9 protein-coding genes are annotated in these 20,015 nt (G+C 34.4%); all 9 read right to left on the reverse strand.

The features are described 5' to 3' along the window. Positions 1–19: 19 nt before the first annotated feature. The 9 genes from HNR33_RS12610 to HNR33_RS12650 all read right to left on the reverse strand — a co-directional run bounded on the left by HNR33_RS12610 (position 20) and on the right by HNR33_RS12650 (position 19,960). On the reverse strand, positions 20–628 hold the full coding sequence (locus tag HNR33_RS12610; protein WP_429083800.1) for a TetR/AcrR family transcriptional regulator: 609 nt from the start codon (positions 626–628) through the stop codon (positions 20–22). 11 nt (positions 629–639) lie between these two features. Beyond that, positions 640–3,750, reverse strand: a complete 3,111-nt coding sequence (locus HNR33_RS12615) for an efflux RND transporter permease subunit (RefSeq protein WP_429083802.1) — start codon at positions 3,748–3,750, stop codon at positions 640–642. Further along, positions 3,750–4,883: an efflux RND transporter periplasmic adaptor subunit gene (locus tag HNR33_RS12620; RefSeq protein ID WP_429083804.1), complete on the reverse strand. Its 1,134-nt coding sequence runs from the start codon at positions 4,881–4,883 to the stop codon at positions 3,750–3,752. Before HNR33_RS12620 ends, HNR33_RS12615 begins: the two co-directional genes overlap by 1 nt. 217 nt (positions 4,884–5,100) lie before the next feature. Further along, complete coding sequence (locus tag HNR33_RS12625) at positions 5,101–6,195, reverse strand: copper amine oxidase N-terminal domain-containing protein (protein ID WP_429083805.1); 1,095 nt, start codon at positions 6,193–6,195, stop codon at positions 5,101–5,103. A 183-nt stretch (positions 6,196–6,378) separates the two neighbouring features. Beyond that, positions 6,379–7,557, reverse strand: coding sequence for a TolC family protein (locus HNR33_RS12630; protein ID WP_429083807.1), 1,179 nt, complete (start codon positions 7,555–7,557; stop codon positions 6,379–6,381). Positions 7,558–7,807: 250 nt separating this feature from the next. After that, positions 7,808–10,411, reverse strand: a complete 2,604-nt coding sequence (locus HNR33_RS12635) for an S-layer homology domain-containing protein (protein WP_429083809.1) — start codon at positions 10,409–10,411, stop codon at positions 7,808–7,810. A gap of 281 nt (positions 10,412–10,692) precedes the next feature. After that, a complete protein-coding gene (pyrG, locus tag HNR33_RS12640; RefSeq protein WP_429083810.1) occupies positions 10,693–12,306 on the reverse strand; it encodes a CTP synthase in 1,614 nt (537 codons plus the stop codon). 190 nt (positions 12,307–12,496) lie between these two features. Continuing rightward, positions 12,497–13,915 (reverse strand): S41 family peptidase, encoded by a 1,419-nt coding sequence (locus tag HNR33_RS12645; protein ID WP_429083812.1) that lies wholly within the window; start codon positions 13,913–13,915, stop codon positions 12,497–12,499. Positions 13,916–14,065: 150 nt separating this feature from the next. After that, on the reverse strand, positions 14,066–19,960 hold the full coding sequence (locus HNR33_RS12650; protein WP_429083814.1) for a S8 family serine peptidase: 5,895 nt from the start codon (positions 19,958–19,960) through the stop codon (positions 14,066–14,068). Positions 19,961–20,015: the final 55 nt, after the last annotated feature.

Below are 20,015 nucleotides of genomic sequence, written 5' to 3' on the forward strand. Positions count from 1 at the left end.
TTAAGGATAGGTTTTAAGCCTATCCTTGGTTTTTATTATTTTTTAAGCTATCATTCTTGAAACCTCTAAATAAGGTATCTACTATTGGTGCAGGATCAATGTCTTCGTATCTCTCGTTATCAAAAAATATTCTTTTAGAATAGTATTGATTAATTGTTCCAAAAATAGCATAGCTTGCAACCTCTAAATCTAAATCATTCCTTAGCTCGCCATTCTCCACACCTTTTTTGAGAACCTCGATAACTGCTTTTCCCAGTTCGATCCTGCACTCGGCCATCCAGCATCTCATTTCTTTTGATAATACTCCTGTCTGAGAAGCAATATTTTGAGCCATATCAACATGTTCACTTATAAATTTTCCATGTGATGAACAAAAGCTAACTAATTTATCTCGAATTGGCTCTTCTCTATGAAATGTTTCCATCATATCTTTCTTATATAACTCTAACCCATACTTTACAACTTCCTGGAATAAATCTTTCTTACTATCAAAATACTCATATATAGTACCTTTACCTACGCCTGCTTCTTTAGCTATATCCTCAATCTTAGCTTTATGAATTCCATATTTTGAAAAAATCTTTATTGCAGCATTTAAAATATCTAGCCGTTTTTCTTCCTTAGACATTTCATCACACCTTATTGTTTAATAACATCACTACTACTGTAGTTTCTTTTAAATATCTTTTTCTTTGTAAACATAGCAATATCATCGAATATTGTGTAAAGTACTGGAATGAAAACTAAAGTAAGTAGTGTTGATAATAATAGCCCACCTATTACTACTATTGCTAAAGGAGCCATAGCCTCTGATCCTTCTCCTATACCTAATGCTAAAGGTACTAGCCCTAATACAGTAGTAAGAGTCGTCATTAAAATTGGTCTAAGCCTTATAGGTCCTGCGTTGGTAATAGCGTTAAGTCTATCCTCACCATTGCTTCTTCTTGTGTTTATATAATCAATTAGAACTATAGCATTGTTTACAACTATACCTGATAGTATTATAACCCCAATTATAGCCGGCACACTAAGAGGCTTTCTAGCTATAAATAACCCTAATGCACCTCCTGCAAATGCCAACGGTACAGAGAACATTATGGTGAATGGATGCAGTAGTGACTCAAATTGAGATGCTAAGATCATATAAATCAATACTACTGCTAGTAGTATAGCCAATGATAAATCGGCAAATGCATCATTCAACTCCTTATTTTGACCTCCTAATTCATAGCTATAACCTGGTTCTAGATTATATTTTGAAAGCTTGCTTTCTATGTCATCAGAAACACTTCGTAAATCCCTGCCTACAATCTGACTAGTCACTGTAACCACTCTAACCTGACCTTCTCTATCTATTTTTGTTGGTCCTCTTTCAACAGTAACGTCTGCTACCTGACTCAATGGTATTGTCACGCCAAGAGGAGTCTTTATAGGTGTTAGTTTTAAGTTAGCTATGCTTTCTCTTAATATATCATTTCCTTGAATAACTATATCTATTTCATCTGCATTGTATTTATATCTAGATGCCACTACTCCAGATATATTTCCTTTTACCGAGTTAGCAATCTGTGCAGCTGTTAAACCATATAAGGAGGCATTCTCTCTATTTACTATTATCTGTGCTTCTGGAATTCCTTCGCTTAAGCTAGTATTTACTTCTGCAGTTCCTTTAACAGATTCAACAACTTCTTTAAAGTCCTCGCTTATTTTTTTAAGAGTGTCTAAATCATCGCCTTTTATTATTATACTTATAGGAGCTCCACCTAATCCCATCATCGTATTAGAAGATACCTCTACTCCTATTTCTGCTCCTGGAATATCTCTTGTCTTCTTTCTAACTTCATCAGCTACTTGACTAGTGCTTCTTGTTCTATTTGCTAGACTATCTAGCATTACCATTACAGTTCCTCTATTTGATGATGCTCCATCTATTGAAAAGTTCCCACCTGAGCCTATACTTGAGAATACAGTATCTACCTCTTCTATGCCTTCAAGTATTTCTTCTATTTCAGAAATAACTGAATCAGTTTCTTTAAGCTCTGCTCCCTGATGAAGCTTAACGCTTACGGTAAACTGTCCTTCGTCCATAGTAGGGAAAAATTCTGCTCCTAAGCTTAACACAGAACCCATACTTCCAATAAATACTACTATTGCTATAAATACTGTAGATTTTCTATGATGGAGTACCCAGTTTAAAATTCTTTTATAAGTTCTCTCTACTAATGCAAATAATTTATCAAAGGCATCATATAAAAATGAAAATACGTTCTTCTTTTTATGCTCTACCTTCAATATCTTAGATGATAGCATTGGTATTAGTGTCAGTGACACTAACAGCGATGCTCCTAAGGATAGAGAAACTGTTAGTGCAAGCTCTTTAAATATAGTTGATGTAATTCCTTCTACATACACTATTGGTAAGAAAACTGCTACTGTAGTTAATGTTGAAGCTGTTACTGCCATGCTTACCTCAGAAGCTCCCTTTATTGCCGCTTCCTTCCTAGAGTATCCTTCCTGTCTGTGCCTATATATATTTTCAAGTACTACTATGGCATTATCCACCAGCATACCAATACCTAATGCAAGACCACCAAGTGTCATTAAGTTTAATGTAATATCACTAAAATATAAAAGAATAAATGTTGCTATTATAGATACTGGTATTGAAGTGCCTATTATAAATGTTGTTCTTAGATTTCTTAGGAATAGGTACAGTATTCCTATTGCAAGTAGTGCACCTATTATGGCATTCTTTACTACATTATCTATTGAAAGCTTAATATATTCTGATTGGTCTAAAACTGTTTCCATCTCAATATTAGAATTTTCTTCTTTAAGCTTATTGATTTCCTCATTTACTAAATTTGCTACTTCAACAGTATTAGTTCCTGATTGTTTCTGAATAGATATATTTATGCTATTGCTGCCGTTTGTTCTTGATATTGTAGAAATATCTTTATATTCTATGTTAACCTCTGCAATATCACTTAATCTGATCACTCCACCTGTTGGTAATGCTATAGGAAGCCCCTTTATTTCTTCTAAAGACTGGAACTCCCCTAGAGTTCTAATTGCAAGCTCCTGCTGTCCTTTGTTAACTTGACCTCCAGGTAGGTTAAGATTTTCAGCTCCTATAACCTGTGCTAGCTGACTTATAGATAATCCATATCCATCAAGTCTATCCTGATTTACTTTAACTAAGACCTGATTCTCATATCCACCTGAAATATCTACTGATGCAACTCCGTCCAGTCTTTCTATCCTTGGCTTTATTTTATCCTCTGCTATAGCTTGAAGACTAGCAAGGTCATCATTGCTTGTTAATGAAAGCTGTATTATAGGCATTGCATTTGGATCTATTTTTATTACCATTGGAGTTGATGCTTCATCTGGTAAATACCCTTTTACAAGATCAACCTTTTCTCTCATTTCTAATGATGCAAAATCCATATCAGTACCATAATTAAACTGTGCTATAACTATTGAATTTCCCTCTGATGAGGTTGAACTTATTGTTTCTATATTTCCAACTGTAGCTATAGCCTGTTCTAAAGGTTTAGTTATAAGCTTTTCTATTTCTTGCGGCCCTACACCGCTATATGATGTAGAAACTATTGCCACAGGTACCTCAATCTTAGGTAATAAGTCTATAGGTAATCTGTTTAATGATACTACACCAAATAACACTACAATTAATGTTACCATTAAAATAGTTACAGGTCTTCTTACCGATAATCCTGATAAGTTCATTATTTATCACCTCTGACTACCTTTACTGTTGTTCCATCCTCTACATAATTTTGACCTTTGATTATTATTTTGTCACCTTTATTTAATCCACTAAGTATTTCTACATGACTTCCTGTATCAAGACCTATCGCTACAGGCTTTTCAACTGCCCTATCATCATTTACAACATATGCAACTGTTTCTCCATTTTTCTGCACAACTGCTTCACTATTTACTACTAGTGCATTTTCTCTTTGATCAATCTTAAGCTTAGTCTGAGCAAACATCCCTGGCTTCACCTTGTTATCCTGACTGTCTATATATATTTTAACTTGATAAAGCTGTGTTCTTGCATCAGCTGAAGGACTAATAGAATCAATCTGTCCTTTAAATATATCCGAAGAAGCTGACTCAACTTTAGCTTCTACCTCTTGACCTACTTCTAAATCGTTTATAATATTTTCAGGTACATTTATTTGAACATATATTCTATTTACATCTACTATCGTTACAGCTGGCTGTGCATTTGATGCCATCTCTCCTGTTTCTATATTTACACTGGCAATTACTCCGCCTGTTGGAGCTTTTATTGTTAAATTGTTTAAAGCATCTACAGCCTGATTATATGCAAGCTGAGCTTGGTTTATTTGTGTTGTCAAAGCCTCTAATGACTTATCTGAAGCTGCAAGCTGTGATTGCTCAAACTGAGACTCAGATATTGCTCCTTCTTCATATAGCTTTTTTGCTCTTTCCAGATTAGCCTGTGCATTTTCAATTTTTTCTTTATTTAACTCATAGCTTACCTGAGCACCTTCTAATGCTACTCTTGCCGTCTCTACCTGCTTTTCTACATCTGATTTATCTAAGGTAAATAATATCTCCCCTTCAACAACTTTATCTCCTACAGCTACATTTACTTTTGTTACCTTTCCAGGTATCTTAGGAATAACCATTACATCCTTTTCAGGATACACCTTACCACTAAATGTTACCTCATTGTAGATTGTTTGCAGACTTACATTCTGTACCTCTACTGGCACATAGTTCTCCTGTTCTACTTGAGTGTTATCTTCATTTTCCTTTTGTGTACATCCTACTGACAATGATATTATCAGAGTTATAATCAACAAATAGGCTACATATCTTTTTTGCATATTTATTACCTCCAGTTTCTTTGATTCTGTTATTAGAAATGGCTGGACTAAAAACTGACCAGTCAGTCGAATATGTAAAGTATATATTATTCACAAAGGAAAATCAAGTTAATTTCTGTTAAAATTTCGTAGTATTTTACAGACTGCTTGTACTTTTTTCAAAAAAATACTATCTCAGAGCAGACTATATAGTCTATTCTGAGATAGTTTGGTATTACTATTCTTGTGTTACAGTTTCTTCAGCTGTATCATCGATTTCTTCAGTTATATCATCTTCAGCATTTGTGTCGTCTTCTGAAGCAGCTTCATCATCTGATGATGTATCTTCTACATCATCTGTGTCTTCTTCGTCATCTTGGTTATTATCTTCTGTTATTTCTTCATCTGTATCTTCTGCTTCTTCATCTTCATCAGTTTCTTCGTCTATTTCAATTGTATCTGTTTCATTGTCATAATCAATCTCTAATCCAAGATTTTCAATTATGAATCTTAGAGGTACATAAGTCCGATTGCTATATAAAGCTGATGGTACTTCTATCTGTACTTCTTGTCCATTAACAAGAGCCATATTACTGTCTATATGTAATATTATCTCTACATCACCTTTTGTAATAGTCACTTTTTGCTCTTCTGGTACCCACTCTAATACAGCTCCAAATCCTTGCGTTAATGCTCTTACTGGTATTAAAGTTCTACCTTGCTTGATAACCGGTGGAGTATCAAATTTTATGTCTTTGTTTTTAACCACTATATTTTCTACTGGTATTACTGTCACTTCTTCATCTACTTCTGCAAGTTCTTCTCCTATATTTTGAAGCTCCTCTAACTCTTCAATACTATATCTATTTTTTGTAACTTCCTTCATTTGAAGTAACAAGCCTTTCATTTCTGCTTTTAGTTCAAGTCTTTGAGCTTCTACTTCTTGAAGCTGAGCTTTTATCTGTTCTGCTAGTTCAACATCACCACTTTCTTCAGCTTCTTCATATTGTTTTTCTAGCTCATCCTTTTGTACTTCTAATTCATCCTTTTGAAGCTCTACTATATCTTTTTCTGCTTCAAGCTTGTGCTTTGCTTCTTTCCAAGCTATATCTTTTTCTTTAACTTTTCCTTCTTCGTTTGTTTTTATTTTCTCTTCCTTAACTTCAGTTTCTTCAGTTAATTTTATTTTTTCTTCTTTTATTCTCTCTTGTTTTACAGGTTCTTTTACCTTGTCATCGTTTCCCTTTCCATTATCCGCAAAACTGATCATCGGTGCTGAAACAATCAGTGCAGATGCTACTGCTAATGACAATATTGCTTTTGAGTTTTTCATGTTATTTTGCCCCCTTGTGTTGTATTTTTCTATATATATACGTATGATTATACATCTTTTTGGGGTATATGGATAAAAGTATATGAAAAATAGGACAAGGGGACTAGAGTATTAATCAAATAATTTTGGACATAAAAAAGCTAGTAGATTTGTTCTCTACTAGCGGATATTATTATAGCTCTATTAGCCTATAAGAGTTTTTCCTAGGCCTGTGCTATATTTAAAGTCAAGTAATGCCATGTTGTATGCATGTATTTGTTTTGAAAGGTTCTTTTTAGCATCCATAAGCTCTATCCTTGCTTGTGTTACATCATTTGCAGTATTTTGGCCTAGTTCAAAGCTCACCTGAGCAAGCTCTAAAGCTTTTTGTGCTTTTTCTACTGCCTTTTCGTATGTTGCAATCTGTTTTTCTGATGTCATAAGGTTAAGATATGCTGAACGAACTGCCATTTCAATGCCTGTTTTAGCTGATTCAAGACTTTTTGCTGCCCTTTCAACTACTACTGCTTGTTCTCTATATTTGTATGTATTTTCTAAATATCCTGTTTTTATTGCATCAAGTGTAAGCTCTGATAGTTCATAACTTTCTTCAGCTACGTCTAAAGATACATTATTCTCTAATGCTTCTTCAATTGAACTATCTAAGTCTATATCTTTATGTTCCTTATACTCTATGCTATCAGTTAATATTATGTCCTGATCAAGAGACAATCCTAATACTTGATTAAAATTCATCTTTTGAAATTCATATGCCATGTTTGCTCCATTAACGCCTGTCTGTGCTTGTGATACACCAAGCTCTATAGCTACAAGCTGTTGTTGAGAAATAGTTCCTAAGTCATACATAAGTTTGCTTTGATCATACTGTTTCTTTGCTAATTCTAATCCTTCTTTTGCAATATCCAATTCTTTTTGTGCCTGTAAAAGATCAAAATATCCTTTTTCTACATTATATTTAATCTCATTAGTCTTTATTTCCTTATTCCAATTTGCTATTTGTAATGATAGCTTGGCAGAACGTTTAACTACACCTAATTCGATGAGACTTTCTGCAACTACCTGCTCTATAGGTGCAGAATAATTTCCTAGAACCTCTTTTACTCTTTTAGACGTTCTAACGCTCTTCATATCTTCATCATAGGATACTTTCTGTTTTTCAATATTTAAATCCTGTATCTTTATATCTGTATTGTTATTTAAAGCATATTCAATTGCATCTGTTAAGCTTAACTTAATTAATTGTTTATTCATTTCTATACTACCTTTTTCCTGCTTAGTGTCGATACTTGAGTCGGCATATACTGATGTAAAGGCTGAAAAAACAAGCGTTAAAATCATTACTATAGATATTATTTTCTTCATAGTAAACCCTCCTTCTAATTTCTGACTAGTGAGTCAATATATTATTAGAATATACTACAAATACACTGGTGTCAATAATAGTAGCTAGTTATTAATATATAGTAATAGTTCGGTTGCATTTAAATATACTCCTAAATATATTTGACTCCATAATAGAAGGATTTACTTCATATATTAAAGAATTATTATCAACTATACATTAAATAAAAAAAGAAGGGATATACCCTTCTTTTTTCGTTCATTGCTATGCTTATTTCTTTTCTACTATCGATTTTATTACTTTGTCACCATCGATTGTAACAAATTCAAATGTTACTTCTTTTCCTTCTAAAGGCTTCACTTCTGACTCGGCCCCATTATATAGGTAGTTAACATCATCGATTGTAACCCATACATTTCCTCTTGCAGTTGTTACAAAGCTAACAGTACCAGTCAATTTACCTTCATCTTCATCATCACTATCATCTTCGTCAACAAGTGCTGTTCTTTGAACGTAGCTTACAAACTCAGTAGTTTCATCATCTAAGAAGTAGATTGTTATAGTATCTTTTTCATCTAAATCTCTTAAATCAATGTCACTAAGGTCAGTGTCATAAACTACTGCATTATCAGTTAAATAATAAACTGATTTTCCAACTGTTATTGAATCATTTGTTGTACTGATATCATCAATTTTTAATCCTGTTAATTTGTTTAGTTGTGCATCAATTGCTTTTATTTTTTCAGTATCTGTTACTGTGATTACAACAAATTTGTCTTCAAGATCATCCATATTTGATATTCCAGTAATATCACTTGCTTTAAGAGTTCCATCTGTTAAGAATGATTTTTCTTCGCCAGCTATTTCGATAGTTATATCCCAAACATCTTTAGATGTTTTAACTTTTCTTACATCTGTTACTAGACCCATATGGTCTTCAGTATCAGCATCAGTTTTAGTTACGAATATAGCCTCTACTCTAGCTTTGCTACCAGCATATACTATACCAGTTTCAACTTTAGTGAATTTGTCTTCAGCTTCTGACCATTTAATAACATCATAGTCTTTAACTGCAGTTTCACCTTCAGCTATGAATACTACAGCATCATCTTGTAGCTTATAGCCACCTGCATAAGCTGCATCTATTTTAACATCAGTTACGTTTTTACCTGTTAATAATTCAATTTCTGTAAGATCGCCATCTTCATCAACTGTAACTTTTACAACTGCATCTTTGTCAATGTCTGATTTCCATACAGATAAACCATCTTTAAAGAAGTCTGTATCTTCAATATCATCTTGTGCAACATCATATTTAACTACTTTTCCTTCTTCATTTAGTACGTCAAATGTATACGATTCAACATTTCTGTCTTTAAAATACTCTGAGTCCGCTGTAACAACACCATAGTAGTAGTTAGTATTAGCTTCTCCTCTGTCTCCCATTACGAAAACAGCCTCTCCAGCGAAGTCAAAGAATATTGTTACATCTCCTTCGTCCTTCATACCTGATAAAATATCTTTATCAACTTTTCCTACTACATCACCATCAACATATTTTACTTCATAGTTAGCATTTGAGTTTTCATAAGTGTCGCCATCAAATTTAAATGACTCGTCATAAACTCTTTCAAGTTCTCCAGTTTTGCTATCGTTATAAACTACAGCATACTCTTCACCTTTATTGAAGAATAAAATGTCGCCTTCTTCAATATCATCTGCTAATAGAGTTTTTCCATCTTTAACTATTGTATAATCTTCTAAATCTAAGTCGTCTTCATCATAGCTATACACTACTTCATCTTTAACTTCTTTAGCTGCAAATGTATCATCCCAGTTGAATCCATAAGCCCATACTATTTCGTCATCACTATTAAGAACTATTTTAGCATAGTCAGCCACGAATTTCTCAGCTTTTACTTCTTCACCATCTAATACAAGATCAGCGCCTTTAGCTACTTCGTATTTTTTGTTTTCTCCTAAAAGCTTGATTTTTTCTCCACCTGTAGTAGCATCAAACTTTGGAGTGTCTTTAAGTGTATAGATAACTACTTCGCCATCTGAGTTAAGCCAAGCGTTTAGTCTAACACCGTAAACTTCTTCAAAATCAAAACCATCTACAACGTCTACTTTACCATACTCTTCAAACTTAATTGTGTTTTTATCTTTGTCTATAGATACTACTCTTTCTTTTTCTACCTTTTCAAATCCAAGGTCATCTAATAAGAATATTTCTTTAGTATCTTCTGTTCCTGATTTTACCCATTTAGTTTGATCGCCATATCCAACTTGAATCATCATTGGAATTTCTAGAGCGTTATCTAACAATTGAGCAACTAATCCTCTTGGAGCAGGTATACCTTGTACGCCATTAACTCCATCAGTTAATCCTTCTTGAGTTGCAACTACAAGATATCCATAAGGGTATCCACCTCTTGCATTAGCAGCTGCTTCATAACCTAAAGCTCTAACTACTAATGTTACAGCTTGTTCGTAAGTTATAGGAGCTGATGGAGCAAATGTTCCGTCTCCCATACCTTTTACAAAGCCCATTTTAGAAGCTATGTTTACATAGCCTGTTGCCCAGTGAGATGCCGGAACATCACCGAAGCTAGTAGCACCTTTTGATGCATCAGCAGCAGATTTTAAACCTTTTATTTTTACTACTGCCGCAGCAAATTCTGCTCTTGTTATTGTATTTCCTGGCTTGAATGTACCATCTGGATATCCTTCTAGTACGCCTAGAGAAGCCAGTCTAGTAACTGCTTCTTCGTATTCTGTGCCAGCTACATCGCTTGGTGCAGCTGCGAATGCGAAGCTAAAGCTACCAAGTACCATTGTTAGTACTAGTACTAATGATAAAACTTTCTTCATTCTAAAAAACCTCCTTGTGTTTTAATGTTTTCTTTTTTTGAAGAGATTAAACTATGTAGGTTAAACTGTAACCTCTTCCGAACCAGTCTAACTCATAATTGTAGAATCAGGAAACAGAGATGAATCCTGCATTCTATTCCTAATTATAGCACTAACATAGCTGTCAGTCAATTAGACAAGTATGTTTGTAATAAAACTGTAATAATGATTTGTTTTTAACATACTCAGTACTACACTAGTAATTATATACTATTTCTTAGTACTTTAACATTACAGTTATGTTACAGTTGCTTTACGGTCACATTTCTAGATGCTTTTATAAATTCTCTGAATAGTGGATGACTTCTTGTAGGCCTCGATTTAAACTCTGGATGAAATTGAGCAGCTACAAACCATGGATGATTTTTTATCTCTATTATCTCAACTAATCTTTCATCAGGAGATATACCACTTATGACAAGTCCATGGTCTAGTGCCTTATCTCTGAATTCATTGTTGAATTCATATCTATGTCTATGTCTTTCATAAACAAGCTCATCACTATATGCTTCCATAGCTTTAGTATCTTCATGTATCTTGCATGGATATAAGCCTAGTCTCATTGTTCCACCCATATCCTCTATATCTCTCTGCTCTGGCATAAGATCAATGACTGGATACAGTGTTTCTGGGTCAAGCTCTGAACTCTGTGCTCCCTTTAATCCCATTACATTTCTCGCAAACTCAACTACTGCCATCTGCATACCTAGACATATTCCTAAAAAAGGCATCTTATTCTCTCTAGCATATTTTATAGCGCATATCTTTCCTTCTACCCCTCTGTCTCCGAAGCCTCCAGGTACTAATATTCCATCAGCGTCCTTTAATATTTGTTCACAGCAGTTCTCATCAATCTTCTCTGAATGAATCCACTCTATTTCTATATCTACATCATTTGAAATACCTGCGTGTCTTAACGATTCAGCAACTGATAGGTATGCATCCTTTAGCTCTACGTATTTCCCTACCAATGCTATCTTTACTTTATCTTTTGGTTCCTTGACCTTTTCTACCATACTTGACCATTCTGATAAATCTGGTTCATCGCATTTGATGTCTAAATATTCTACAACCAGATTAGAAAGTCCTTCTTTTTCGAGGAGTAAAGGTACTTCATATAATGTTTCTGCATCTAGGTTCTGAATTACATGACGCTGGTCAAGGTCACAGAATAGTGCTATCTTATCTTTTAGCTCCTTTGATATTGGGTACTCTGTTCTACATACAAGAATATCTGGACGAATACCTATACTTCTAAGCTCTTTTACACTATGCTGTGTAGGCTTAGTTTTAAGTTCTCCTGCCTTTGACAAGTATGGCACTAGTGTCACATGTATATACATAACATTTTCTTTGCCCACATCATATCTTATCTGCCTTATTGCCTCAAGGAACGGTAGACTTTCTATGTCTCCTACTGTTCCCCCTATTTCTGTTATAACTACATCTACTTCTTTTTCCTTAGCTACTCTAAATACTCTTTCCTTTATTTCATTGGTTATATGCGGGATTACCTGAACTGTACCTCCAAGATATACTCCTTTTCTCTCCTTATTTAGAACTGACCAATATATCTTTCCTGTTGTGACATTGCTGTTTTTGCTTAAATTTATGTCTATAAATCTCTCATAGTGACCTAAATCAAGGTCTGTTTCTGCTCCATCATCTGTTACAAAAACCTCTCCGTGCTGATATGGACTCATGGTTCCAGGGTCTACATTTATATATGGATCAAACTTTTGTATTGTAACTCTAAGACCCCTGCTTTTTAATACTTGACCTAGTGAAGCAGCTGTTATTCCTTTTCCTAGGGATGATACAACTCCGCCTGTGATAAAGATGTACTTAGTGGACATAGATGCTAGCCTCCTTCTTTTTAATATATTGACTATATGTTAATTTTTCGAAATCATCTTAATAATTATAGTATTTTATCTTAGCATATATAATATGTTAATAAATCTAAAAACACTTGATAAATACATGTCTGACGTAAATTCTGAAGTAAAAAACTGAGGGGTTTTCTCCCTCAGCATGCATTTAACATTATTTGCTTAATACTTCTATAGCTTTTTCTAATTGTTTATCTACTAATTGAGACTGTACATATTTGGTTATAGCTTTTGTAAGTGCATCTTGAGTTGTAAAATCTAGCACACCATAGCTTGATAGTCCATTGTCCTTTTGGAATTCTTTTATAGTGTTGAATGTAACTTGATCTAGTATCCCATCTGGTTCATTTATGCTATATCCTAAAAGCTGAAGCATTTGCTCTGCTCCCAGTACATCTAGCCCTACAGTATTTAGAGTTGGTTTTCTTTTCTTCTCTAGTGCAGGTATCTTGCTTAGATCAACTTTAGATTCCATATAAGCATTTTCCACTACTATATCTGGTTTAATCCCAACCTTGTTCACAACGTTTTTGTTTGGAGTAAGGTATTCTGCTACTGTGATCTTTATCCCTCCATCATTGGTAAGTGGTAATATAGTCTGCACTGTACCTTTCCCATAGGTTGTAGTTCCGATCACAGTTCCAGCTTTTTTGTCCTGAACTGCTCCTGCAAATATTTCTGATGCACTTGCACTTCCTTCGTTTACTAATACCGCAAGCTCATACTTTGTTTCTGTATTATACGATTCGTATGTCTGTGTGCTTCCATCTGCATTGTTTATATGCACTAAGGGACCTTCTGGAACTAAAAGTCTAAGTACATTTATAACCTCTCTTAAACTTCCTCCAGGGTTATTTCTTATGTCAAATATTATTTTATCTACTTTTTTGCTATCAAGTTCATTTAATGCTTTTATTACATTTTCAAATGTATGAGAATTAAAGTCGTTTATCTTAATAAAACCTATGTTGTTATCTAATATCTCATATTCTACTGGATTTATTTTTATTATTTCTCTAGTTATATCAAAATATATAACTCCTTTTACACCTTCTCTGACAACACCAAGCTTTACTTCAGTCCCAGGTTCTCCCCTCATAAGCTCCGATACCTTGCTTGCTGTGTAGCCTACTACATTAATATCATCTACGAATACTACTCTATCTCCAGCTTTTAATCCTGCACTAAATCCTGGACTTCCATCTATTGGCGTTATTATAGTTACATAACCACCCTCATCTGTTATATGTACTCCTATTCCTCCAAAATCTCCTGTAACTATTTCATTAAGCTCTGCATATTCTTCTGGTGTATAGTAGTTGCTGTAGTCATCTAGATTAAAGAATAACCCCTTCATAGCCCCTTCTATAAGCTCATCCTCTGTTACTTCATGTAAATAGGTTGCCTCAATAAACCGTAACATCTTACCAAGATAATCTAAATCATTTTGAAGCTTTTGCTGTTCATCTGTAACTTCATCTGCAGCTTGTGCAAAGTTAATTGGCATTGATACTAACATCGCTATAGCTAACGTCAACATTGCTAATCTCTTTATGCTTTTTCTCATGTTCATGCAATCTTCTCCTTTCGTTTTAACATATTTATATCTATTATAAGACTATTTATATTATATTTCTATTAATTATATAGTTTTCCTTTATAAAAGCAAAAACTCTTGGTGGGAATCTCTACCAAGAGTTTTCGTTTAGTTCTCTTTTGTATACTATAGTTTGTCTAGCGTCTGCAGCAGCCTGTAAATCATTGTTGCTGCCTCTGCTCTTGTTGCTGTTCCTTTTGGTATAAAGGTCGTTTCTGTTCTTCCGTTGATTATTCCATTGTTAAATGCTATTGCTACTGCTTCTTTTGCTGATTCTGCTATTTGATCTTTGTCTTCAAATGTTAGCTCTACTGCTGTTGCTTTTGTTTCATCTACATATTTTATTGTATTTGCTATCATTACTGCCATTTCTTCTCTTGTTATTGCTGCATCTGGGTTAAATGTATTTTCTGTTGCTGTTATTATTCCTGCTTTTAGTGCTGCTTCTACATATCCTGTGTACCATCTGCCTGCTATGTCTGTAAATACTCCTGTGTGTTCTTCTTGTTCTAGTCCTAGAAGACTAGCTAATGTCTTTACAAATTGAGCTTTTGTCATTGTTCCTTGTGGCACATAGTTTACTCCATCCATTCCATCTACTATCTTTCTTGCTGCCATAGCTTCTATATTATGTTTTGCCCAGTGATTTGCTATGTCCGCAAATGTTCTTGTTGATGCCATTATTGTATACTTACTGAAATGGTTCAATTCTACTTCTACTACTCTGTTTTTCTTATCTACTTTTCCGCCTACATATTCCCATGTATCTGTCTTTTCGTTTAATGTATAAACTCCAAGCAATTCTTCGTCTATACAATCAAGTTTAGATTTATTGTATTTCATTTTTACTTTAACTGGTTTATTAAATTTATCTATACTTGATGTGAACTCATAAACATCTGCTACTCTTTTTATATTATGTGATGTTTTTGGCTCTTCTATATCTTCATCATCTAATACTTCTACTTTAACTTCAACTCTTTTATCAAATGCTCCTTTTTCAAATACAAACTCAATGCTCCCTTTTTTATCTTTTACTGTATCACCAGATATCGGTACTGTTACTTCAATTATATACTTATCTAAAGTTTTCTTATGTGCACTGCTGCTTGAACTGCCTGACCCTTTTGATAAATCTGGATCTAAATATACTGTTCTTGTTAATACTGTTTCATTACCCATAAGGTCACTAGCGTATACAGTTATTACATTTTTCCCATTATTTAAGTCAATTTGATAATCAAAGTCGCCTTCATCATCAATATTAATAATTTCTTCATTTATTTTTACTTTATCTAGTGTATAGTCTTTTACATTACCTATTATATGAACTAGCTTTTGATCAGTTTTTAGATTATTTTTTGGTTCTAAAAGTTCTATAATTGGTGCAGCTGTATCCTTTACAACTATTATAGGATCACTTGGCTCTGTTTCTTTGCCTTCTCTAAATCCAGTTACTGTAATCTTATTTTCGCCTTCTGCTAATTCAATTTCTGAACTGAATTTGTTATCTAATACTGTTACTTCTTTAATTTTTTCTCCATTATTATAGAACACAATTGAGCTGTCTCTATTTATTGTACCCTCTAAAACTATTACGTCTTTATCTGTATATGATAATCCTGACAGATTAGTTATTTGAGGAGTATCTATTACATAGCTCATAACTGGCCTCATCATTAAAGTTCCATCTTTTGATGTATGCTCAACAATTGGATAAAGCACTCCTTCGTGATGTATAAATGATCTGCCGTTTATACTATTATCATCCACTCCAATACCGGGCATGTATAGTCCTACAGCATCCTGAACTGTTGCAATAAAGAATTCTTTATCAGTCGTAAAGTTCATAGATGACAAATCTACATAGTTCCATTTCCCTCTTTCTATATCTGTCATTATAGGGCCATTTATTTGTTCGCCTAACTCTCCATTTTCTTTAATGTCGTATATAGCAAATCCTATTCGATCTCCACCAGGAGTAGGCCATGATTCGTCCCAAAAGTAAATATTAACACCATTAAGTTTTCCTATTTCAGCTGGAGTTACTTTAAGTGCTACTCCACTATTTTTATTCTGTGCAACTATTCCTCTTTCTGCAGAGCCGTCATCGTAAGCTATTTCGCCTAAGAAGTTTGCAAATCTCTTTAGAGTAATGCCTAATGTCTGAGTAGTGTCTTCAGATACACTAACCTTTATCTCTTCAGTACAATAATCATTTGCAATTACTCTTATTGTATATTCTCCTTCGTTTATATCTTCAATCACGAAATTTCCATTGATATCAGAACTTACAGGTTGAACTCGAGAATCTTCTTTTATCCTAATTGTAGCTCCTTCAACAGGGCTGCCAGTTGCCTTGCTTATAATCTTACCTTTTATTGATCCCTTTGGTATAGGTTCTAGGTAAAAGTCTTGAATTAGGATTTGTTCATCTTCTAAATGAATTTGCAATTCTTGCGGATAATATCCATATGCTTCTACTCGCAAAGTCAAATCCTCAGAAGCTCCATCTATAGGATACTTCAATGTATAGCTTCCATCTATTAAGCTTGCTCTAACACTTACTCCTGTCTCTAATACTGTTATTGAAGCATCTACTGGTATTCCAGCCTTGTTTTCCACTGCACCTTCTTCTAGTTGCTCCTCGGATAGTCCTGTGACATAAGTGTTTTCTATACTGCTTAAGCTAGCTAAGCTGTTATAACGAGATTCTTCTATATTGTATTTATATATATTTGTTTTAGTTTCATTAGTTCCATATACATCATCAGTAACTGAATCTAATCCTTCTGATACTAAGCTGTCACCTATTGCTGAAATGTCACCATTTTCAGAATTAACACTTATTACTACATCGTCTATATACCATCCACCATAGCTAATATAATCGTTTGATGTAAGGTTAAATCTTAGCTTAATTGTGTCACCTTGATATTCTGATAAGTCTATACTTTCGGGCTTCCATCCCCAGCCAATATTATAATAGCTTACACCTAGGTCGTTCCATTCTGACCATTCACCATATACTTGTTGTGAAACTGTTATTTTACATTTGTCTGAGTAGTCTGTATCATACCAATGATAGAAGCTTAAGTTTGCTGCTCCTGTATCAGGTATAATTATCTCTGGGCTTTCAATCCATGAATTGCTATCATCTAAATAAATGCCTGATAGATTTGTAGCCCATACATTGGTACCAGTAAATGCTTCACCATTGGTGGTTGAATCTCTACTTGGATCCTCACCTTTTCCAGCTGGGCCACTAATAGGACTCCCCCACTCCCAAGTTGAATTATCTCCGCCTGAAGTAAATCCACCATCATTTTCTTCAAAGTTAGAATAATATAACACCTCAGGTAATGAATCAACTTCCATAATACTTATGTCTGATTTGTCCCCTTCATTACCTGCTAAATCATATGCAGTTATTTGATAATAATATGTTTGCCCTTCTTGAGTATCATTATCAATATAATGTGTAGAAGAAGACTCTCCTATTAATTCAAGCTCATTATCTTCATTTGTGGTACGATAAATCTTGTAGGCTGCTATATCTCCGTCTATAGGTTTATCCCACCCTAAAACTACTCCTGCGGGATATATCTCTGATGTAAGTCCTTCTATTTTCCTTGGAGCTTGCGTATCTTCTGATATAAGCCTAACATCGTCTATATACCACCCAAGGTATTCAGATGATTTATCAGTAGTAAGCTGGAATGCCACAAGCACTGGATTTTCTGATCCAATATATTCACTTAGGTCTATTGCCAGTTCATCCCAATACATTTTATTGAAACCAGTATAGTTTATTTTTGCTTGTTTCCACGTTTGTCCGTTATCATTTGTAATAAGTATTCTACCTATATCATCATAGGTTTCTATCTGGAACCAATGATAAAATCTAAGTATAGCATGCTTAAGGTCACTATTTCTTAAGTCAATAGGTGGTGTCTTTAGAATACTTACTGTATCACTAGAGTAATTTTCTGCTAACTTAGTTCCTAAAAGCTTAGTCTTACTATGAGCTATAGGATTTGTAAATGAGTCTCCCCATTCCCAGTCCCCTTCAAGCTTCCAGCCAAGCGGAAACTCAGAAAAGTCTGTTTCATATTCTCCTGGTACTATACCAAATACTATATTCACAGGATATTCTTCTGTTTCTGATACATTATTAGCGTAATCTACTGCACTAATTTTATATTCAAACCCTGATTGTTTTACGTACTCTATTGGAATCGTTGCACTGTACGTTCCATTTTTATATCCTCCAGACTTCTTTTCCATAGGTATAGCTACCCACTCTAAGCTATCTTCACTTTTTATCATAAGCTCTACATTTATAACAGATACATCATCTTGAATATTAGCTTCTATTAGAGTTTCCAGACCTTCAAAAGCTTTTTTAATAGGCTCGTGGGTTATTGTAGGATTTTCTTTATCAGTTGAATTAGCTAGTATTTTTCCTTGTATAGTTCCCCGGCCCTTTCCTTCTGTTATTGAAGATACTGCTGCATAGGCGTCAACAAGTCCATAGCCATAACCACAGTTTGGCGTTTCCTTATATTTTCTATCAGTTAATGGGGTTGCAGTATCAATCAAAATATCTTCTAGTTCTTCTACTGTTAATGAGCTATTAGCTGATAATAGTAATGCAACTGTTCCTGTCACATGTGGAGCCGCCATAGATGTACCATTCCACCCGCCTGCATAGCCTCCAGGTATTGAAGATCTAATATTTACTCCTGGCGCTGATATTTCTGGTTTAATTTCTTCACCATAAGAACTAGGTCCTCGCTTTGAAAAAGCTGCTAGCCTGTTTGTAGCGCTTACAGCTGCTACTGCGAAGCTTTCTGGATAACTTGCAGGAACAGTGATAGATCCTTCTTGTGCAACACGTTCAGCATTTCCTGCTGCGAATACAGGTAATATTCCAGCCGCACGCCAGTTCTTAACCATATCTCTATACCACTCGTCATCACCAAAGGCTCCTCCCCAAGAGTTGTTGATTATATCTGGTGCTAAGGATGGATCACCATTAGGAGCCAGCATCCATTCACCTGCAGATAATATCCAATTTTGATATCCAACATCTTTTACAAATGCTCTTGCAGCTATCCACTTTGCTCCTGGAGCAACACCTATTTTATTTTCGCCATTAGCGTCTTGTCCAAGTATAGTGCCTGTAACATGAGTTCCATGAGGATTCCCTGCTTCATCATAAGGCATACTTTTACCAGCAACTGCGTCAAACCAGTTGCCTATAGGGTTTGACCTTTCTGGCTGATTTGGATTATATCCTCTCCACTTGTTTTTTAATGCCTCATGCTCCCAATGGACTCCTGTGTCTATTACTCCTACTACTATTCCTGAGCCATCTATTCCTAGTTCATTCCATACACGATCGGCATTTATTTTTTCTATGTTCCACTCCGTTTTGTTACTATCATCATAAGAGATGGCATTTGGAGTTGGAGTTCCAAGTGTACTTATTTCTATTTTTTGATTAATTCTTATGTCTTTTACTTCTTCCATTTTAGCAATATTCTTTATAACTTCTTCTTTTGCCTTTACGTATATGGCGTTTATTATGTAATATGGTTTAAAATCTTCTACAGTATTATTTAGCTTTTCTTGCTCTAAATACTTGAGAAGATTCTGCTGGGTATCTTCTGCTGTGTCTCTTAAAACATCTACTACAGCTTTTCTAGCCTCTATCTGCATTTGATATCCAGTTAGCTTATTCTTTGTGGTTGTCATAGCAACCTTTTCTGTGTCTACCTGCTGTTCCAGATAAACTATGACATCTACATAACTGTCATCTGAAAAGCTTTCTATTACTTCTGGGTCAATTTTTTCTAATGAATCATTTGCTAGTTCTTCTCTAGCTAGTGATTCCCCGTCATTGCCTATGTTCATCACATTGTCTGTTGTTGCAAATACAGCAAATGAATTGAACAATAAAAGCAATAAAACAAAAACTGCAATGCTCTCTTTAGTTTTTTTGACAAAAAAACTCATTCTTTTACCTCCTTTATGTCCTTACTTAAAATGTGTTTTTGAGTATGTACCCTAT

It is taken from the genome of Brassicibacter mesophilus (assembly GCF_050433385.1).
Taxonomy (GTDB): domain Bacteria; phylum Bacillota; class Clostridia; order Tissierellales; family Proteiniboraceae; genus Brassicibacter; species Brassicibacter mesophilus.

Bases quoted from the DNA above. Each gene is read 5' to 3' on its own strand.
- HNR33_RS12645 (WP_429083812.1), bottom strand. From the start codon at position 13,915: ATGAACATGAGAAAAAGCATAAAGAGATTAGCAATGTTGACGTTAGCT.
- HNR33_RS12610 (WP_429083800.1), bottom strand. From the start codon at position 628: ATGTCTAAGGAAGAAAAACGGCTAGATATTTTAAATGCTGCAATAAAG.
- HNR33_RS12625 (WP_429083805.1), bottom strand. From the start codon at position 6,195: ATGAAAAACTCAAAAGCAATATTGTCATTAGCAGTAGCATCTGCACTG.
- HNR33_RS12635 (WP_429083809.1), bottom strand. From the start codon at position 10,411: ATGAAGAAAGTTTTATCATTAGTACTAGTACTAACAATGGTACTTGGT.
- HNR33_RS12630 (WP_429083807.1), bottom strand. From the start codon at position 7,557: ATGAAGAAAATAATATCTATAGTAATGATTTTAACGCTTGTTTTTTCA.
- HNR33_RS12650 (WP_429083814.1), bottom strand. From the start codon at position 19,960: ATGAGTTTTTTTGTCAAAAAAACTAAAGAGAGCATTGCAGTTTTTGTT.
- HNR33_RS12615 (WP_429083802.1), bottom strand. From the start codon at position 3,750: ATGAACTTATCAGGATTATCGGTAAGAAGACCTGTAACTATTTTAATG.
- HNR33_RS12620 (WP_429083804.1), bottom strand. From the start codon at position 4,883: ATGCAAAAAAGATATGTAGCCTATTTGTTGATTATAACTCTGATAATA.
- pyrG (WP_429083810.1), bottom strand. From the start codon at position 12,306: ATGTCCACTAAGTACATCTTTATCACAGGCGGAGTTGTATCATCCCTA.